Genomic DNA, 15,019 nt, shown 5'->3' on the forward strand with positions numbered 1-15,019 from the left:
GTGCCCTGCGATTGCGGGCAGATAACGGTGCGCCAACAGTCCGGACCAAACTACCTCCGCCGCCCTGGCCTGCGGCTACGCTCCCGCGTTGAAGACTCACCGACATGTGTCGGTGTGCGTTGGAAGGAGGGCGTCTTGCGCCCAGTACGTGGGAACCGGATCGTTGCGATTCTCGCGGCAGGTGGGCTGACGCTCGCTGCCGCGGCCTGTGGTGACGCCCCTGACGACACCCCCGCCGGCAGCGGCTCGAGCGCTGCCGCCGCATACAAGGCCTGCATGGTCACCGACACCGGCGGCATCGACGACAAGTCGTTCAACGCGTCCGCGTGGGCCGGCCTCCAGGCCGCGAAGACGCAGGCCAGCAACGTCGACCCGAAGTACGTGGCTTCGTCGGCCGAGGCCGACTACGAGCCCAACCTGCGCGGCTTCGTCACGCAGAAGTGCAACTTCACGCTCGCCGTGGGCGGCCTGATGATCGACGCGACCAAGAAGATCGCGGCCGAGAACGCCAGCTCGCAGTTCGGCATCGTGGACGGTGTGGTCGACGGGGCCAGCAACGTCTACCCGATGCAGTTCGCCACCGACGAGGCCGCGTTCCTCGCGGGCTACCTCGCCGCGGGCTACTCGAAGACCAAGAAGGTCGCGACCTTCGGCGGCATGAAGCTGCCGACCGTCGCCATCTTCATGGACGGCTTCGTCGACGGCGTGAAGTACTACAACGAGCAGAAGAAGGCCAACGTCCAGGTCCTGGGCTGGGACAAGGCCAAGCAGACGGGCTCGTTCACCGACGACTTCGCCAGCCCGGCCAAGGGCAAGGCGCTGGCCAACACGTTCGTCGCCCAGGGCGCCGACGTGATCCTGCCGGTCGCCGGCGGCACCGGCCTCGGCGCGGCCGAGGTGGCGCAGGGCTCGGCCGGCAAGGTCTCGATCGTCTGGGTCGACCAGGACGGCTGCAAGAGCGCCGCGCAGTTCTGCGACGTCTTCCTGACCACCGTGGTCAAGAACATCACCGACGCGGTCGAGAAGGCCGTCGTCTCGGGCGCCACCGGCCAGCCGCTCGCGGCCACCCCGGGCTACCTGGGCACGCTGGAGAACAACGGTGTCTCGCTGGCGCCGTACAACAACTTCGACAGCAAGGTCGACGCCACCCTCAAGACCGAGGTGGACACGCTGAAGGCCGACATCGTCTCGGGCAAGGTCAAGGTCGAGTCGACCAACGCGCCGAAGTGACGTCGCGCTAGGTAACATCACGCCGCCGCCGGTCGCGAGTTTCTCTCGCGGCTTGCGGCGGCTTCACCTGTGTATATGTCTTGAGCCGAGCGTCAGGAGATTCCGCTGAGACTCGAATTGCGCGGCATCACCAAGCGCTTCGGCGACCTGGTGGCCAACGACCACATCGACATCACCGTCGAGCCGGGCGAGGTCCATGCCCTGCTCGGTGAGAACGGCGCCGGCAAGTCGACGCTGATGAACCAGCTGTACGGCCTGCTCCAGCCGGACGAGGGCGAGATCCTGGTCGACGGCGAGAAGAAGGTCTTCCGCAGCCCCCGCGACGCCATCGCCGCCGGCATCGGCATGGTCCACCAGCACTTCATGCTCGTGCCGGTCTTCACCGTGGCCGAGAACATCGCGCTCGGCGCCGAGGAGGTGCGCGGCGGCCCGCTCGGCTTCCTCGACCGCCGCCGCAGCCGCAAGGACGTGCTGGAGACCTCCCGCAAGTACGGCCTGCCGGTCGACCCGGACGCCCTGGTGGAAAACCTGCCGGTCGGCGCGCAGCAGCGCGTCGAGATCGTCAAGGCGCTGACCCGCGACGTCGATCTGCTGATCCTCGACGAGCCGACGGCGGTGCTCACTCCGCAGGAGACCGACGAGCTGCTGGCCGTGATGCGCTCGCTGGCCGAGAGCGGCAAGTCGATCGTCTTCATCACCCACAAGCTGCGCGAGGTCAAGGCCATCGCCGACCGGATCACGGTCATCCGCCGCGGCCGCACGGTGGGAACCGCCACCCCCGACACCTCCGAGGACGAGCTGGCCGCCCTGATGGTCGGCCGCGACGTCAGCCTCGAAGTGACCAAGGAGCCGGCCCAGCCGCGGGGCGAGGTGCTCAAGGTCGCCGGCCTGATCGTCGACGACGACCGCGGCGTCCGCGCCGTCGACGGCGTCGACCTGACCGTCCGGGCCGGCGAGGTGCTCGGCATCGCGGGCGTGCAGGGCAACGGGCAGACCGAGCTGGTCGAGGCGATCATGGGCCTGCGCCCGGCGCGGGCCGGCGCCATCCACCTCGAGGACGAGTCGCTCATCGGCCGGAGCACCAAGCAGGTGCTGCGTTCCGGCGTCGGCTACGTGCCCGAGGACCGCAGCCTCGACGGCGTGGTCAAAGACTTCACCGTGGCGGAAAACCTCGTTCTCGACATGTACGACCGCGAGCCGTACGGCAGCGCCTTCAAGCTCAACCCGAAGGCCATCGCGGTCAACGCGGCCGAGCGGGTCGAGCAGTTCGACATCCGGGTCTCGTCACCGCAGTCGGCGGTCGGCAACCTCTCCGGCGGCAACCAGCAGAAGGTCGTCGTGGCCCGCGAGATGTCCCGGCCGCTGCGGCTGTTCATCGCCGCCCAGCCGACCCGCGGCGTGGACGTCGGCTCGATCGAGTTCATCCATAAACAGATCATCCACGAGCGGGACAACGGCACCGCCGTGCTCGTGGTCTCCAGCGAGCTCGACGAGGTGGTCGGCCTGGCCGACCGGATCGCGGTCATGTACCGCGGCCGGGTCCTCGCCATCGTGCCGCCGGATACCCCGCGTGAGGAGATCGGCCTGCTGATGGCCGGTATCACGGGCACTCAGGAAGAAGAGGACGGCCAGTGACCACCGAAGTAGCACCTCCTGAGAAGAAGGAGGAGGAGAAGAGGGAGACGTTCATCTCGCTCTTCCTGCAGAACCTCTGGTCGGCCAACACGGTCACGGTCACGTTCCTGTCGATCTTCCTGGCCCTGGTCATCGGCGCCGTCCTGATCGTGGTCTCCGACTCGCAGGTCCTCTCCTACTTCGAATACTTCACCTCCCGGCCCAGCGACGCCCTGAACGCGAGCTGGGACCTGATCAGCCAGGCCTACGCCGACCTGTTCAAGGGCGCGATCTTCGACCCGGCCGCGTTCCAGGCCTGGTTCGACGGCACCGGCACCTGGCAGGCCGCGTTCGGCCCGATCTCCGAGACGCTGACGTACGCGGCGCCGCTGGTCTTCACCGGCCTGTCGGTCGCGATCGCCTTCCGGGGCGGCCTGTTCAACATCGGCGGCCAGGGCCAGGCGGTCATCGGCTGCGTCACCGGCGGCGTGGTCGGCTTCGCGGTCGGCCTGCCGGTCGGCCTGCACCTGCTCGTGGCGCTGCTCGCCGGCTTCCTCGGCGGCGCCCTCTGGGGCTTCCTGCCCGGCCTGCTCAAGGCCCGCACCGGCGCCCACGAGGTGATCACCACGATCATGCTCAACTACATCGCCACGCTGTTCCTGAGCTGGCTGATCCTGCAGAACGGCGTCCGCGACCCCGACCGCACCGACGCGATCAGCAAGACCATCGAGTCGTCGGCCCAGCTGCCCGCCCTGCCCTCGCCGCTGCGGGTGCACCTGGGCATTGTGCTGGCCGTCGTCGCCACGGCGGTCGTGGCCTGGCTGCTCAACAAGTCGCCGTTCGGATTCGAACTGCGCGCGGTCGGCGTCAACCCGCCGGCCGCCAAGACCGCCGGCATGAGCGTCGCCCGGACGTACACGATGCTCATGGTCCTGGCCGGTGGTCTGGCCGGCCTCGGCGGCGCGGTGCAGGTGCTCGGCACCGCCGACAAGCTGACCGCACAGGTGGCCGGCAACATCGGCTTCGACGGCCTGCTGGTCGCCCTGCTCGGCCGCAACAAACCGTGGGGCACGCTGCTCGCCGCCATCCTGTACGGCGCCCTGCGCGCCGGCGGCAACCTGATGCAGGTCGACGCGGGCATCTCGCTCGAGCTGGTCACCGTGCTCCAGGCCCTGATCGTCATCTTCATCGCCGCGCCGGCCCTGGTGAAGGCGATCTTCCAGCTCCGCGCCGCCCGTACCGCACGGCTCGGCGCCTCGATGGCGAAGGGCTGGTGAGCCACATGTCCACCACGACCGTGGAAGACCTGACCGAGGTCACCGCGCCCGAGAAGTTCTGGACCAGGCAGCGCCGCCTCGGCGTCGCCCTGGTGGTCATCGGCCTGATCGCGGCGGCCCTCTTCGGCTCGCTCGCCGAGTCGAAGACCGCCAAGTTCACCCTCAGCGAGGACGCCGAGGGCGCCGCCCTGTCGATCAACGGCCAGTTCGGCGCCATCCTGTTCGGCGTCGTCACGATCGCGGCCGGCGCCGCCCTGCTGGCCGGCGTGGCCAAGCGCTGGCAGACGTGGCTGCTCGGCCTGGGCATCGTCACGTTCGTCCTGTCGTTCCTGTGCTGGCAGGTCGCCGGCAAGTTCCTGCCGCTGGTCGACACGGTCAGCGGCTCGCTCGAGCTGGCCCTGCCGCTGATCCTGGGCGCCCTGGCCGGCGTGCTGTGCGAGCGCTCCGGCGTGGTCAACGTGGCCATCGAGGGCCAGTTCCTGATGGGCGCGTTCGGCGCGGCCCTGGTCGGCACCCTGGCCACCAGCGTGTGGGCCGGCCTGGTCAGCGCCATCGTGGGCGGCGTCATCATCGCCGCCATGCTGGCCTGGCTGGCCATCCGCTTCCTGGTCGACCAGGTCGTGGTCGGCATCGTGCTCAACCTGTTCGCGCTCGGCGTCACCGGCTTCCTCTACGAGCGGCTGATGCAGCCCGACGCGCTGAAGTACAACTCGCCGCCGCGCCTGCCCGAGTGGAAGGTCCCGGGCCTGGCCGACATCCCGGTGGTCGGCCCGGTCCTGTTCGACACGAACCTGCTGGTCTGGATCGCCCTGATCCTGGTCTTCGTCATCCACTTCGCGCTCAAGCGCACCCGTTGGGGCCTGCGCACGAGGGCGGTCGGCGAGCACCCGACGGCGGCCGACACGGTCGGCATCCGGGTCCGCGGCCTGCGCTACATGAACGTCCTGCTGGGCGGCGTGGTGGCCGGCATCGGCGGCGCGTACTTCACGCTGGTGTCGACCAGCGCCTTCAACAAGAACATGACGGCGGGCGCGGGCTTCATCGCCCTGGCCGCCCTGATCTTCGGCCGCTGGACGCCGTTCGGCGCCCTGGGCGCGGCCCTGTTCTTCGGCTTCGCCCAGAAGCTGGCGAACTATCTGAGCGCGGTCGGCAGCCCGGTGCCCAACCAGTTCCTCAACATGCTCCCGTACATCGCCACCATCATCGCGGTGGCCGGCCTTGTCGGCCGGGTGAGGGCCCCCGCCGCCGATGGCGTCCCGTACGTAAAGAGTTAAAAGGCAGTGGACGACCGGCATGCTTCAAAGTATTTGCAGGGCATGCCGGTCTCCGAGGCCCTGTTCTCCGATCTCATCAACAAACCCAAGGCGACTCTTCAGCCGTTGACAGGCTCACACGCGCATGCGATCCGACTGCGCCGCCGGGACGACGTCGATCTCGTCGTAACCACAGCTGACCGCTACGAGCAAGACCACGCGGTCGTCTCCACCACCCTCCGCCTGTTCCGCGCCATCGTGCTGAACGGCCAGGCCGACGCCCTGCTGGACCTGCTTCCCGAGGTCTTTCCTTGGTCGCGGTTTCTTCCCGCAGATGACAGGCACACCTTCGTGATTGAGTTCATCGATGCGCTGCGCGCGGTAGAAGACCTGGACGCCCTCGCGCCGGTGACCCGGCTCCTTACCGACGCGATAGAGGCTGGATCGACCTATGCGCCCGGGCCCCGGCGAACGCCTTGGAGATATGGCGAACCTTGAGGGCGAATCCCGCGCCGTCCTCGCCCACCACCCGTCATCATCAGCTCAAGGGCTTGCTCTCAATAGCCGCCCACCGCGGCGTCGTTCTTACTCAGTGGCAGTACGAGGTGACGGCGGGTGGCCGGGTCTGGTACCTCGTCGATCTGGTGGGCAAGAAGGTCTATCGGACTTATGCGGGGACGCGGCATCCCAAGGCGACGGAATAGCTGATCCGGGCTGGGGACGGCGGTCTGTGCGGGGGCGTCAGGCACAATCAGCAGCATGGAGATCGACTGGGTTGGGCTGCGTGCCGCCGCTACCGAGGCCATGCGGCACGCCTATGCGCCCTACTCCGACTTTCCGGTCGGGGCGGCGGCGCTCGTGGACGACGGCCGGGTGGTCGTCGGGTGCAACGTGGAGAACGCGTCGTACGGCGTGGGGCTGTGTGCCGAGTGCGGTCTGGTCAGCCAGCTGCACGCGAGCGGCGGGGGACGCCTGGTGGCGTTCTCCTGCGTGGACGCGACCGGCAACCCGCTGATGCCGTGCGGGCGCTGCCGTCAGCTGCTGTGGGAGCACGGCGGGCCGGAGCTGCTGGTCGAGTGGCACACCGGGCCGATCCGGATGACCGAGCTGCTGCCGCACGCCTTCGGGCCGGAGGACCTGGAGCGGGTCAACGGCGCCATGAGCGGTCCCGAGGTGCCGGCCGAGCTGGCCAAGTGGCGTGGCCGCGGCACCGTCTTCGTGCATCCGGACCTGTCCGGGGGCGCCACCGTCTGGACCGCGTACTGGGAGCGCTCGGGCGGCTCCTCGGCCGAGAGCGACGCCGACAAGGGCGTCCTCGAGGAAGGCCCGAACTTCGCCACCACCGCCGAGGCCGTGGGCTGGGGCCAGGCCCGTACGCCCCGGATCGTCGTCGTGGACGCCGAGGGCGGGCTGGCCTGGGCCGGCGAGGGCGACGCGCCGGAGGGCATTCCCTCCAAGTGGACGGGAGGTTCCATCGATGAGTGAGTTCGCCGCCGTCGACGTCATCCGGGCCAAGCGGGACGGGCACGCGCTGAGCGACGCCCAGATCGACTGGGTCGTGGACGCGTACACCAAGGGTGTTGTCGCCGACGAGCAGATGTCGGCCCTGGCCATGGCGATCCTGCTGCGGGGCATGACCCCGGCCGAGATCGCCCGCTGGACCGCCGCGATGATCGCCAGCGGGGAGCGGCTGGACCTCTCCTCGGTGACCCGGCCGACCGCCGACAAGCACTCCACCGGCGGAGTCGGCGACAAGATCACGCTGCCGTTGACCCCGCTGGTCGCCGCGTGCGGCGTGGCCGTGCCGCAGCTGTCCGGGCGCGGTCTCGGGCACACCGGCGGCACGCTGGACAAGCTCGAGTCGATCGCGGGCTGGCGGGCCAAGCTGGGCAACGACGAGTTCAAGTCCCAGCTCCAGGAGATCGGCGCGGTCATCTGCGCGGCGGGCGAGGGCCTGGCCCCGGCCGACCGCAAGCTGTACGCGCTGCGCGACGTCACCGGCACGGTCGAGGCGATCCCGCTGATCGCCAGCTCGATCATGAGCAAGAAGATCGCCGAGGGGACCGGCGCGCTGGTGCTGGACGTCAAGGTCGGCTCCGGCGCCTTCATGAAGGACCTGACGACCGCCCGCGAGCTGGCGAGCACCATGGTGCGGCTCGGCCGGGACAGCGGCGTGAACACGGTCGCCCTGCTCACCGACATGAGCACGCCGCTCGGCCTGGCCGTCGGCAACGCGAACGAGGTGGCCGAGTCGGTCGAGGTGCTGGCCGGCGGCGGCCCGGCCGACGTGGTCGAGCTGACCCTGGCCCTGGCCCGCGAGATGCTGGCGGCGGCCGGGGTGGACGCCGATCCGGAGAAGGTGCTCGCCTCGGGCGCGGCCATGGACTCGTGGCGGGCGATGATCAGCGCTCAGGGCGGCGACCCGGACGCCCCGCTGCCGGTCGCGCGCGAGACCGAGGTGCTGCGGGCCGAGGCCGACGGGGTGGTGACCGGCGTCGACGCGTACGGCATCGGCATCTCGGCCTGGCGCCTCGGCGCCGGTCGCGCCCGCAAGGAAGACCCGGTGAGCTTCGGCGCCGGCATTCAGCTCAAGGTCAGGCCCGGCGATTCCGTACGGACGGGGGACGTGCTCCTGGAGCTTCGCGCGGACGACCCGTCGCGCATCCCGGCCGCCCGTGCCGAGGCCGCCGCGGCGGTCACCGTCGGACCGGAGCGCCCCACCCCTACAAAGCTGGTGCTCGACCGCATAGCCTGACGCACCATGACGAAGGCCGCCCCCGATCCGCACGCCGTTCGCGAGGCCAGCCTCGACGAGCTGCGGCGGCTCGGCCTGCCGCAGCCCCCGGCGGGGTTCCCCCTGGTGTGGGAGGCGGGCGACGCCATCGAGCTGAGACCGACGGCCGAGATCGAGGCCCGGACGGCGGTGCTGCACGTGGTGGTCGCCCGCTGCTTCGGCATGCCGACCGAGGCCGCCATGAGCTGGCTGCTCGGCTCGCACCTGGTCGATTTCGTCACACCGCCCGAGTGGCAGTTCGTGATCGGGGCCAAGGGCGATCACCGTTCGTTCGTGCTTCACCACGACGCGGTGTTCGCCCTCGCCTGGCTGCTCGGGCTGGCCCGTCACCTCGACCCGACCGCGCCCCCGGAGGGCCGGTTCATGTCGCAGATGCCGGATCTGCCGGCTGGTGAGAGTTTCAACAGCTGGCGTTCGCGGTCGCTGATGTCACCCCGCGACCCGATCGAGGCGGCCGTCCTGCTCGATCTCTACTACTGCCTCGACTGGGCGTTCCAGGAGTGTGAGCAGACCGGCCTGCCGCTGCCCGGCGAGATCGACGCCAACGCGATCGGGCAGCGGCGCTGGGCGCTGGAGTGGGCCGTGGTCTTCCACGGCCCCTATCACGACAAACCGGCCGAGTGGGAAGAGGTCGACCTCTCGGTGTAGGTGGTGATCTCCACCGCCGCCGTGACGGTGACCTCGCCGCTGGGCAGGGCCTCGGTGGGCACGTGACGGGCGGCGGGGGTCATTCCGATGAGGGTACGGGCCTCGGCCGCGCTCAGGCGCAGCGTGCGGCGCTCCGTCGTCGCCGTCCCGGCGGTGAAGTGGCCGCCGAGGGCGTCGCTCACCCGTTCGGCCTTGTCCGGGTCGACCCGGATCAGTCCCCCCATCAGCTCGGCCAGGTGGTCGGCGGCCGGGGTGACGACGACGAGCACCCCGCCGGGGCGCAGGATCCGGCGGTACTCGGCGCCGTTGCGGGGCGCGAACACGTTCAGGATCATCGCGGCGGCGCCGTCGGCGATCGGCAGCGGACGCCAGAGGTCGGCCAGCACGGCCGCGGCGCGGGGATGGGCCCGGGACGCCCGCCGCAGGGCCGGCTTGGACACGTCCAGGCCGAGACCGGTGGCCTCCGGCGCCTTCTCCAGGACCCGGGCGAGGTAGAAGCCGGTGCCCGTGCCGGCGTCGACGACCAGGCCGTCCTTCGCCTCGAGGGCGTCCGCGATGAAGTCGTAGTGTCCGGCCGCCAGGAAGGACGAGCGGTCGGCCACCATCTCCGCGGTGTCGCCCACATGCGGCATGCGCCCGGCGGTGAGATCGGCGTACCCCTGCCTGGCCATGTCGAAGCTGTGCCCGAGGGGGCAGAGCAGCCGCCTGTCGTCGCGCCGCAGACCCTGGCGGCAAACCGGGCACCGCAGGTACGGCAATGCGCCGTCGATCATTCGTCTCCTGCCTCTAGGCTCGGCTGATGGCCGCCATCGCTTACTCCGACATCGTTCCGGCGCCCAAGGCGCTGCTGCACGACCACCTCGACGGTGGTCTGCGCCCCTCGACCATCGTCGAACTGGCCGGGGCGGTGGGTCACGAGCTGCCGACGACCGATCCGGCCGCGCTGGCCGACTGGTTCGTCGCGGCCGCCGACTCGGGCTCGCTGGAACGCTACCTGGAGACGTTCGCCCACACGGTCGCGGTGATGCAGACCGAGGAGGGTCTTTTCCGGGTCGCCAAGGAGTGCGCTCTCGACCTGGCGGCCGACGGGGTGGTGTACGCCGAGGTGCGGTACGCCCCCGAACAGCACCTGGAGCGCGGCCTGACGCTCGACGAGGTGGTCGACGCGGTGAACGCCGGCTTCACCGAGGGCATGGCCGAGGCGGCCGGGCTGGGCACCCCGATCCGGGTCGGCGTGCTGCTGACGGCGATGCGCCACGCCGCCCGCTCCCAGGAGATCGCCGAGCTGTCGGTGCGCTATCGGGACAGCGGCGTGGTCGGTTTCGACATCGCCGGGGCCGAGGCCGGTTTCCCGCCCACCCGTCACCTGGACGCGTTCGAATACCTCCAGCGCGAGAACTTCCATTTCACCATCCACGCCGGCGAGGCCTTCGGCCTGCCGTCGATCTGGCAGGCCATCCAGTGGTGCGGCGCCGACCGTCTCGGTCACGGTGTGCGCCTGGTCGATGACATCACGGGTACGCCGGAGGGTGGCGAGACGGTTCTCGGCCGGCTGGCCGCCTATGTTCGCGACAAGCGGATCCCGCTCGAGCTGTGCCCGTCGTCGAACGTGCAGACCGGCGCCGCCCCGTCGATCGCCGAGCACCCGATCGGCCTCCTGCACGATCTGCGGTTCCGGGTCACGGTCAACACGGACAACCGGTTGATGAGCGGCACGTCGATGTCGCGTGAGATGGCGCTGCTGTCGGAGGCCTTCGGCTGGGGCTGGGCCGAGCTGCAGTGGCTGACGATCAACGCGATGAAGTCGGCCTTCATCCCGTACGACGAGCGGTTGGCCATCATCAATGACGTGATCAAGCCCGGTTACGCAAAGTTGATCAGCTGACTCCGTTCGGCAAACGTCCTTGCCGGTTCGGCGGTGACACTCATCCGTTCGGTCAGAATGGTCCCTACAAACATTGCGAAATCGGGCATCTCACCTTGCCGATCGGGTCGGACCGCGCCATCGTTCCTCCTGCCGCGATCCACTACGATCGGGCGCGTTCGACGAGCGTCACCCCCGCGACTCGTCGATCGACACGAGTGACTCTGAGGAACGCACCCCTATACAGCCAGTGAGACAGCCCGGTTCCAACGCGCCGACATCGCGTCACACAACCGGTCCGTGTTCAATGGCCCTTTCTCTTTGACACTCGTCGTGATGGAATCTCGGGGGCCCGACGCGGCAGTCGGCCGTGTGCGGCGCCCGGCAAGCCGAGTGCCGGGCCCGAATCAGGAGGACGGTGACGTGAGCAAGCGCCCCGAGACGGCGACCGGCGTCATGTCGCGTCTCCGTCGGCCGGCCGATCGGCTTAGAGATCTGCCGATTTGGTCGAAGCTCGGCTTGATCATGTTGGTACCCACCCTGGCGACGATCATCGTCGGCGTCAGCGGCCTGGTCGACCACATCGAGGAAGCCAGCAACGCGGAGCGCGCGCGCAACCTAGCGGTGCTGTCGGAAGCGGCCGGTGGTCTCGTCGACCACCTGCAGAACGAACGTGCTTACGGCATCATCCTCAACACCAAGGGTATGAGCGCGCCGATCAAGGCCAATGCTCTCAAGGCGTACAACGCCGAGTACGCCAAGGTCGATGCGGCCAAGGTGCCCTATTCGCAGCAGAAGGCCTCGCTCGACGACGTGCCCGACAAGGTCGCCACGCTGCTCCTGCGGCTCGACCGCAACCTCGAAGATCTGCCTTCCAAGCGCAGCCAGATCGCGAACCAGAACTCCGGCACGACGGACCTCACCGAGGAGACGTACGACCGGCTGATCGACGACCTGCTCGCCGTGCGCGACGTGTCGGCCCAGCTGTCGAACGACACGACCCTCGGTGACCACCTTCGCGCCGTGGCCGCCGTGGCCCGCGCCAAGGAATACGTCGCGCAGCAGCGTGACGTCGGACAGGAGATCGTCGGCGCGCGCGAGCTGACCAACCCGCTGCGCCGTGACTACCTCGTCCCCGACACGGGCTTCCAGCTCGCCGGCGAGACGCTGCGGTCGGTGGGCACGCAGGGTGAGATCGACGCGTTCGACCGCATCTTCGACACCGAGGCCGGCCGGGCGGCCCTGAACTACACCACCCAGCTGACCGCGTTGCAGGGCGCCAACACCAAGATCCTCCCCTTCAACTCCCCGAACTGGGACGCCGCGATGGCGGCCTACGGGCAGGAGTTCCGGGGCATCGAGCAGACGATGGACGCCCAGATCGTCACCGAGGCCACCGACCTGCGCAACGACGTGAACCGGCGGGTCTTCATCGAGACCAGCATCCTGCTCGGCATGCTGCTGCTGGCCATCCTGTTCGCCTGGCTGGTCGCCCGGTCGATGGCCCGCTCGCTGCGTGAGCTGCGCCAGGGCGCCCTGTCGGTCGCCCAGTTCGGCCTGCCCCACGCGGTGAGCCGGCTGCGTGACCCGCAGCTCTCCACGTCGCTCACCCCGGCCCAGGTGGCCGACCAGATCGCCGAGCCGCTGCCGGTGCGCAGCCGCGACGAGTTCGGCCAGGTGACCGAGGCGTTCAACGCGGTTCACCTCGAGGCGGTGCGCACCGCGGCCGAGCAGGCCGCCCTGCGGGCCTCGGTCGCGACGATGTTCGTCAACCTCGCCCGCCGTTCCCAGATCCTGGTCGACCGGCTCATCGGTCACCTCGACCGGCTGGAGCGCGGCGAGGAGGACCCCGATCGGCTGGCCGAGCTGTTCCAGCTCGACCACCTCGCCACCCGAATGCGGCGTAACGACGAGAACCTCCTGGTTCTCGCGGGCGCCGACTCGACCCGCGTGCAGCGCGAGCCGGCCGCCCTGATCGACGTGCTCCGCGCCGCTCAGTCCGAGGTGGAGCACTACACCCGCATCGAGTTCGGCATGATCGACCGGGACATCGAGGTGGCGGCGCACGCCGTCAACGACATGGTCCACCTGGTCGCCGAGCTCTTCGACAACGCGACCGCGTTCTCCCCGCCCAACTCGACGGTCATCGTCGAGGCCCGGCGCCTGGGCGAGGGCTCGATCCTGACGGTCGAGGACCGCGGCATCGGCATCAGCCGTGAGCAGCTCCGCGACCTCAACGAGCGGCTCGCCAACCCGCCGACGGTGGACGTGGCCGTCTCCCGCATGATGGGCCTGGTCGTGGTCGCCCGGCTGGCCAACCGCCACGCCGTCAAGGTCGAGCTGCGCCCGGCCGACACCGACCGGGGCACGGTGGCCGAGGTCGGCCTGCCGCTCTCGGTCCTGACCGGTGGCTCGCAGCCCGCGACCGCCGGCCGCATGCAGGCCGTCGGCGCCGGCTACGACCAGCAGGGCCGCCAGGGCATGTCCGAGCCGCTGGCCCTCGAGAGCGGGCACGGCGGATATCCGACCGGCCGCCCGTTCGACCCGAACCCGCCGATGAACAACGGCGGCATGCTCGGCACCAACGGGCGTTCGGCGCCGGCCTGGTCCGACCTGACCGGCACACCGTCCAACGGCGCCAACGGTTTCGGCTCCTCCAACGGCTCGCTCAACGGCGGCGGCGCCAACGGCAGCAACGGCAGTGGTGGCTTCTACGGCCCCCGCAGCAACGAGCCGATCCCGCCGCTGCCCGCCGGCCCGTCCGGTCAGCCTCAGGGCTTCGACGGCCCGCAGAGCTTCAACGGCGGCGGCTTCAACGGTGGTGGCTTCGACGGCGGCGGCTTCGACGGCGCCGGCCTGAACGGCGGCGGCCAGAACGGAACGCAGGGCTTCGACGCTCCGCGGGGCTTCGACGGGCCGCAGGGCTTCGCCGGCCCGGACGGGCTGCCGCAGCGGCGCAACGGTGACGGCTTCCAGCCCGGCGGCGACGCCAACGGCTTCGGCGCCACCATCCCGCGCCAGCTTCCGGCCAACCCGGAGACCCAGGGACGCAACCCGTTCGTCCCGCCGGTCTCGGCTCCTCCGGTGCCGCCCGTGTCGGCCCCGCCGGTGCCGTCCGCGCCGCCGTACGGTGGCCCGCCGGTATCCACCCCGCCGTCCAGCGACCCGGTCTCGGCCGCTCCGGCCTCACCGCCCGCGTGGCCGCCGGTCGCCTCCGACCGCGACCAGGGTCACACGCCGCACGTGCCGGAGAGCCTCGCCGCGGCCCTCGACATGACCGCCGAGCTTCCCCGGTACCGTCCGGAGCAGCGGAGCGAGCCTCAGGTCGAGCGCCCGACGAACCCGCAGACCGCGCCGATCCCGTCGTCCGCCCCGCCGGCCAACCCCGTCTCGGGCACGCCCGTCTCGGCCACCCCGGTCTCCGGCGCGGCCGACCAGGGCGAGTCCCAGCGGGCCGCCGCGGCGGCCCGGGCCGCGCACGAGCTGGCCGCCACGCAGGCCGCCGAGGCTCAGGCCACCGCGGCCGCGCAGATCGCCGCGGCGCAGGCCGCGGCCCGGCAGCGTGACAACGGCCAGGGCCAGTTCGCCGACGAGACGATGGAGCTGCCGATCTTCCGGGAGCTCGAGTCGGCCTGGTTCACCACGGCCCGGCCGGCCGAGCCGTCGAAACCGTCCTCGAACGGCATCGACGAGCCGGTGACCTCGCAGCGGATCCCCACCGGGGAGCCGGCGCGTACGCTCGGTGTGCCGCAGCAGGCGGTCTCGCCCGAGTCGCGCGACCAAACCCCCGCTACTGTTGGTGTCGGTGCCTCCAACGGCGCCGGCTCGACCAGCGGCCCCAACGGCAGCGTCGCCACGAACCCGTGGCGCACCGCGGCCGACGAGGGCTGGCAGGCCGCGCAGGCGGCGGCGGAGACTCGGGTGGACACCACGACCACCGCGGGTCTGCCCAAGCGGACGCCGATGGCACAGCTCGTTCCCGGTGGTGTCGACCGGGGCAGTGACCCCGCTCAGCGCCGTACGCCCGAGGGTGTTCGCGGACTCCTGTCCGCGTACCACCGCGGTGTGCAGCGCGGTCGCACCAAAGATTCGACCAACCCGGAGGAGACTCCGGGAGGGCAGCAGTCCTCGCAGGCTGGCAAGGAGCATGAGGCATGACATCTACGCAGGATCTCGGTTGGCTGCTGGCCAACTTCGCCGACCGCGTTCCCGGAGTCGCACATGCGATCGCGGTCTCCGCTGACGGTCTGCTCCTGGCGGCCTCGCGGGACCTTCCGCGGGACCGCGCCGATCAGCTGGCGGCAATCGCCTCCGGCCTTGTGAGCCTCACCCAGGGCGC

General features: G+C 70.4%; 13 protein-coding genes. 12 read left to right on the forward strand and 1 reads right to left on the reverse strand.

Annotated elements, in window-relative coordinates; genetic code table 11:
- Positions 1-135 precede the first annotated feature (135 nt).
- The 9 genes from ACFY36_RS21875 (at position 136) to ACFY36_RS21915 (ending at position 8,816) form a co-directional block, all read left to right on the forward strand.
- Positions 136-1,230, forward strand: a complete 1,095-nt coding sequence (locus ACFY36_RS21875; RefSeq protein WP_499747804.1) for a BMP family lipoprotein — start codon at positions 136-138, stop codon at positions 1,228-1,230.
- Between the two features lie 117 nt (positions 1,231-1,347).
- The gene (locus ACFY36_RS21880; protein ID WP_499747805.1) at positions 1,348-2,865 is read left to right on the forward strand and encodes an ABC transporter ATP-binding protein; all 1,518 of its coding nucleotides are present in this window, start codon (positions 1,348-1,350) and stop codon (positions 2,863-2,865) included.
- On the forward strand, positions 2,862-4,121 hold the full coding sequence (locus ACFY36_RS21885; RefSeq protein ID WP_499747806.1) for an ABC transporter permease: 1,260 nt from the start codon (positions 2,862-2,864) through the stop codon (positions 4,119-4,121). Before ACFY36_RS21880 ends, ACFY36_RS21885 begins: the two co-directional genes overlap by 4 nt.
- Before the next feature lie 5 nt (positions 4,122-4,126).
- Positions 4,127-5,395 carry an ABC transporter permease gene (locus ACFY36_RS21890; RefSeq protein WP_499747807.1) on the forward strand — a complete coding sequence of 423 codons (1,269 nt, stop codon included), beginning with the start codon at positions 4,127-4,129 and terminating at the stop codon, positions 5,393-5,395.
- Between the two features lie 6 nt (positions 5,396-5,401).
- Complete coding sequence (locus ACFY36_RS21895) at positions 5,402-5,872, forward strand: hypothetical protein (RefSeq protein ID WP_499747808.1); 471 nt, start codon at positions 5,402-5,404, stop codon at positions 5,870-5,872.
- Positions 5,869-6,078, forward strand: coding sequence for a hypothetical protein (locus tag ACFY36_RS21900; protein WP_499747809.1), 210 nt, complete (start codon positions 5,869-5,871; stop codon positions 6,076-6,078). The genes ACFY36_RS21895 and ACFY36_RS21900 overlap by 4 nt, the downstream gene beginning before the upstream one ends.
- Before the next feature lie 55 nt (positions 6,079-6,133).
- Positions 6,134-6,859, forward strand: coding sequence for a cytidine deaminase (locus ACFY36_RS21905; protein WP_499747810.1), 726 nt, complete (start codon positions 6,134-6,136; stop codon positions 6,857-6,859).
- Positions 6,852-8,129 (forward strand): thymidine phosphorylase, encoded by a 1,278-nt coding sequence (locus tag ACFY36_RS21910; protein ID WP_499747811.1) that lies wholly within the window; start codon positions 6,852-6,854, stop codon positions 8,127-8,129. The genes ACFY36_RS21905 and ACFY36_RS21910 overlap by 8 nt, the downstream gene beginning before the upstream one ends.
- 6 nt (positions 8,130-8,135) lie before the next feature.
- Positions 8,136-8,816, forward strand: a complete 681-nt coding sequence (locus tag ACFY36_RS21915; RefSeq protein WP_499747812.1) for a DUF4272 domain-containing protein — start codon at positions 8,136-8,138, stop codon at positions 8,814-8,816.
- Here ACFY36_RS21915 and ACFY36_RS21920 read toward each other — a convergent pair.
- The gene (locus tag ACFY36_RS21920; protein ID WP_499747813.1) at positions 8,771-9,589 is read right to left on the reverse strand and encodes a putative RNA methyltransferase; all 819 of its coding nucleotides are present in this window, start codon (positions 9,587-9,589) and stop codon (positions 8,771-8,773) included. The two genes, ACFY36_RS21915 and ACFY36_RS21920, sit on opposite strands and share 46 nt — an antisense overlap.
- Positions 9,590-9,615: 26 nt before the next feature.
- Between ACFY36_RS21920 and ACFY36_RS21925 the strand changes: the two genes are divergently transcribed.
- From ACFY36_RS21925 to ACFY36_RS21935, 3 genes are all read left to right on the forward strand, one after another.
- Complete coding sequence (locus ACFY36_RS21925; RefSeq protein WP_499747814.1) at positions 9,616-10,701, forward strand: adenosine deaminase; 1,086 nt, start codon at positions 9,616-9,618, stop codon at positions 10,699-10,701.
- Positions 10,702-11,103: 402 nt separating this feature from the next.
- Positions 11,104-14,838 carry a sensor histidine kinase gene (locus tag ACFY36_RS21930; protein WP_499747815.1) on the forward strand — a complete coding sequence of 1,245 codons (3,735 nt, stop codon included), beginning with the start codon at positions 11,104-11,106 and terminating at the stop codon, positions 14,836-14,838.
- Positions 14,835-15,019 (forward strand): roadblock/LC7 domain-containing protein (locus tag ACFY36_RS21935; RefSeq protein ID WP_499747816.1); only part of this gene is annotated, 185 nt, incomplete at its 3' end. The genes ACFY36_RS21930 and ACFY36_RS21935, both read left to right, overlap by 4 nt.

The organism is Actinoplanes sp. NPDC000266, from assembly GCF_042899005.1.
Taxonomy (GTDB): domain Bacteria; phylum Actinomycetota; class Actinomycetes; order Mycobacteriales; family Micromonosporaceae; genus Actinoplanes.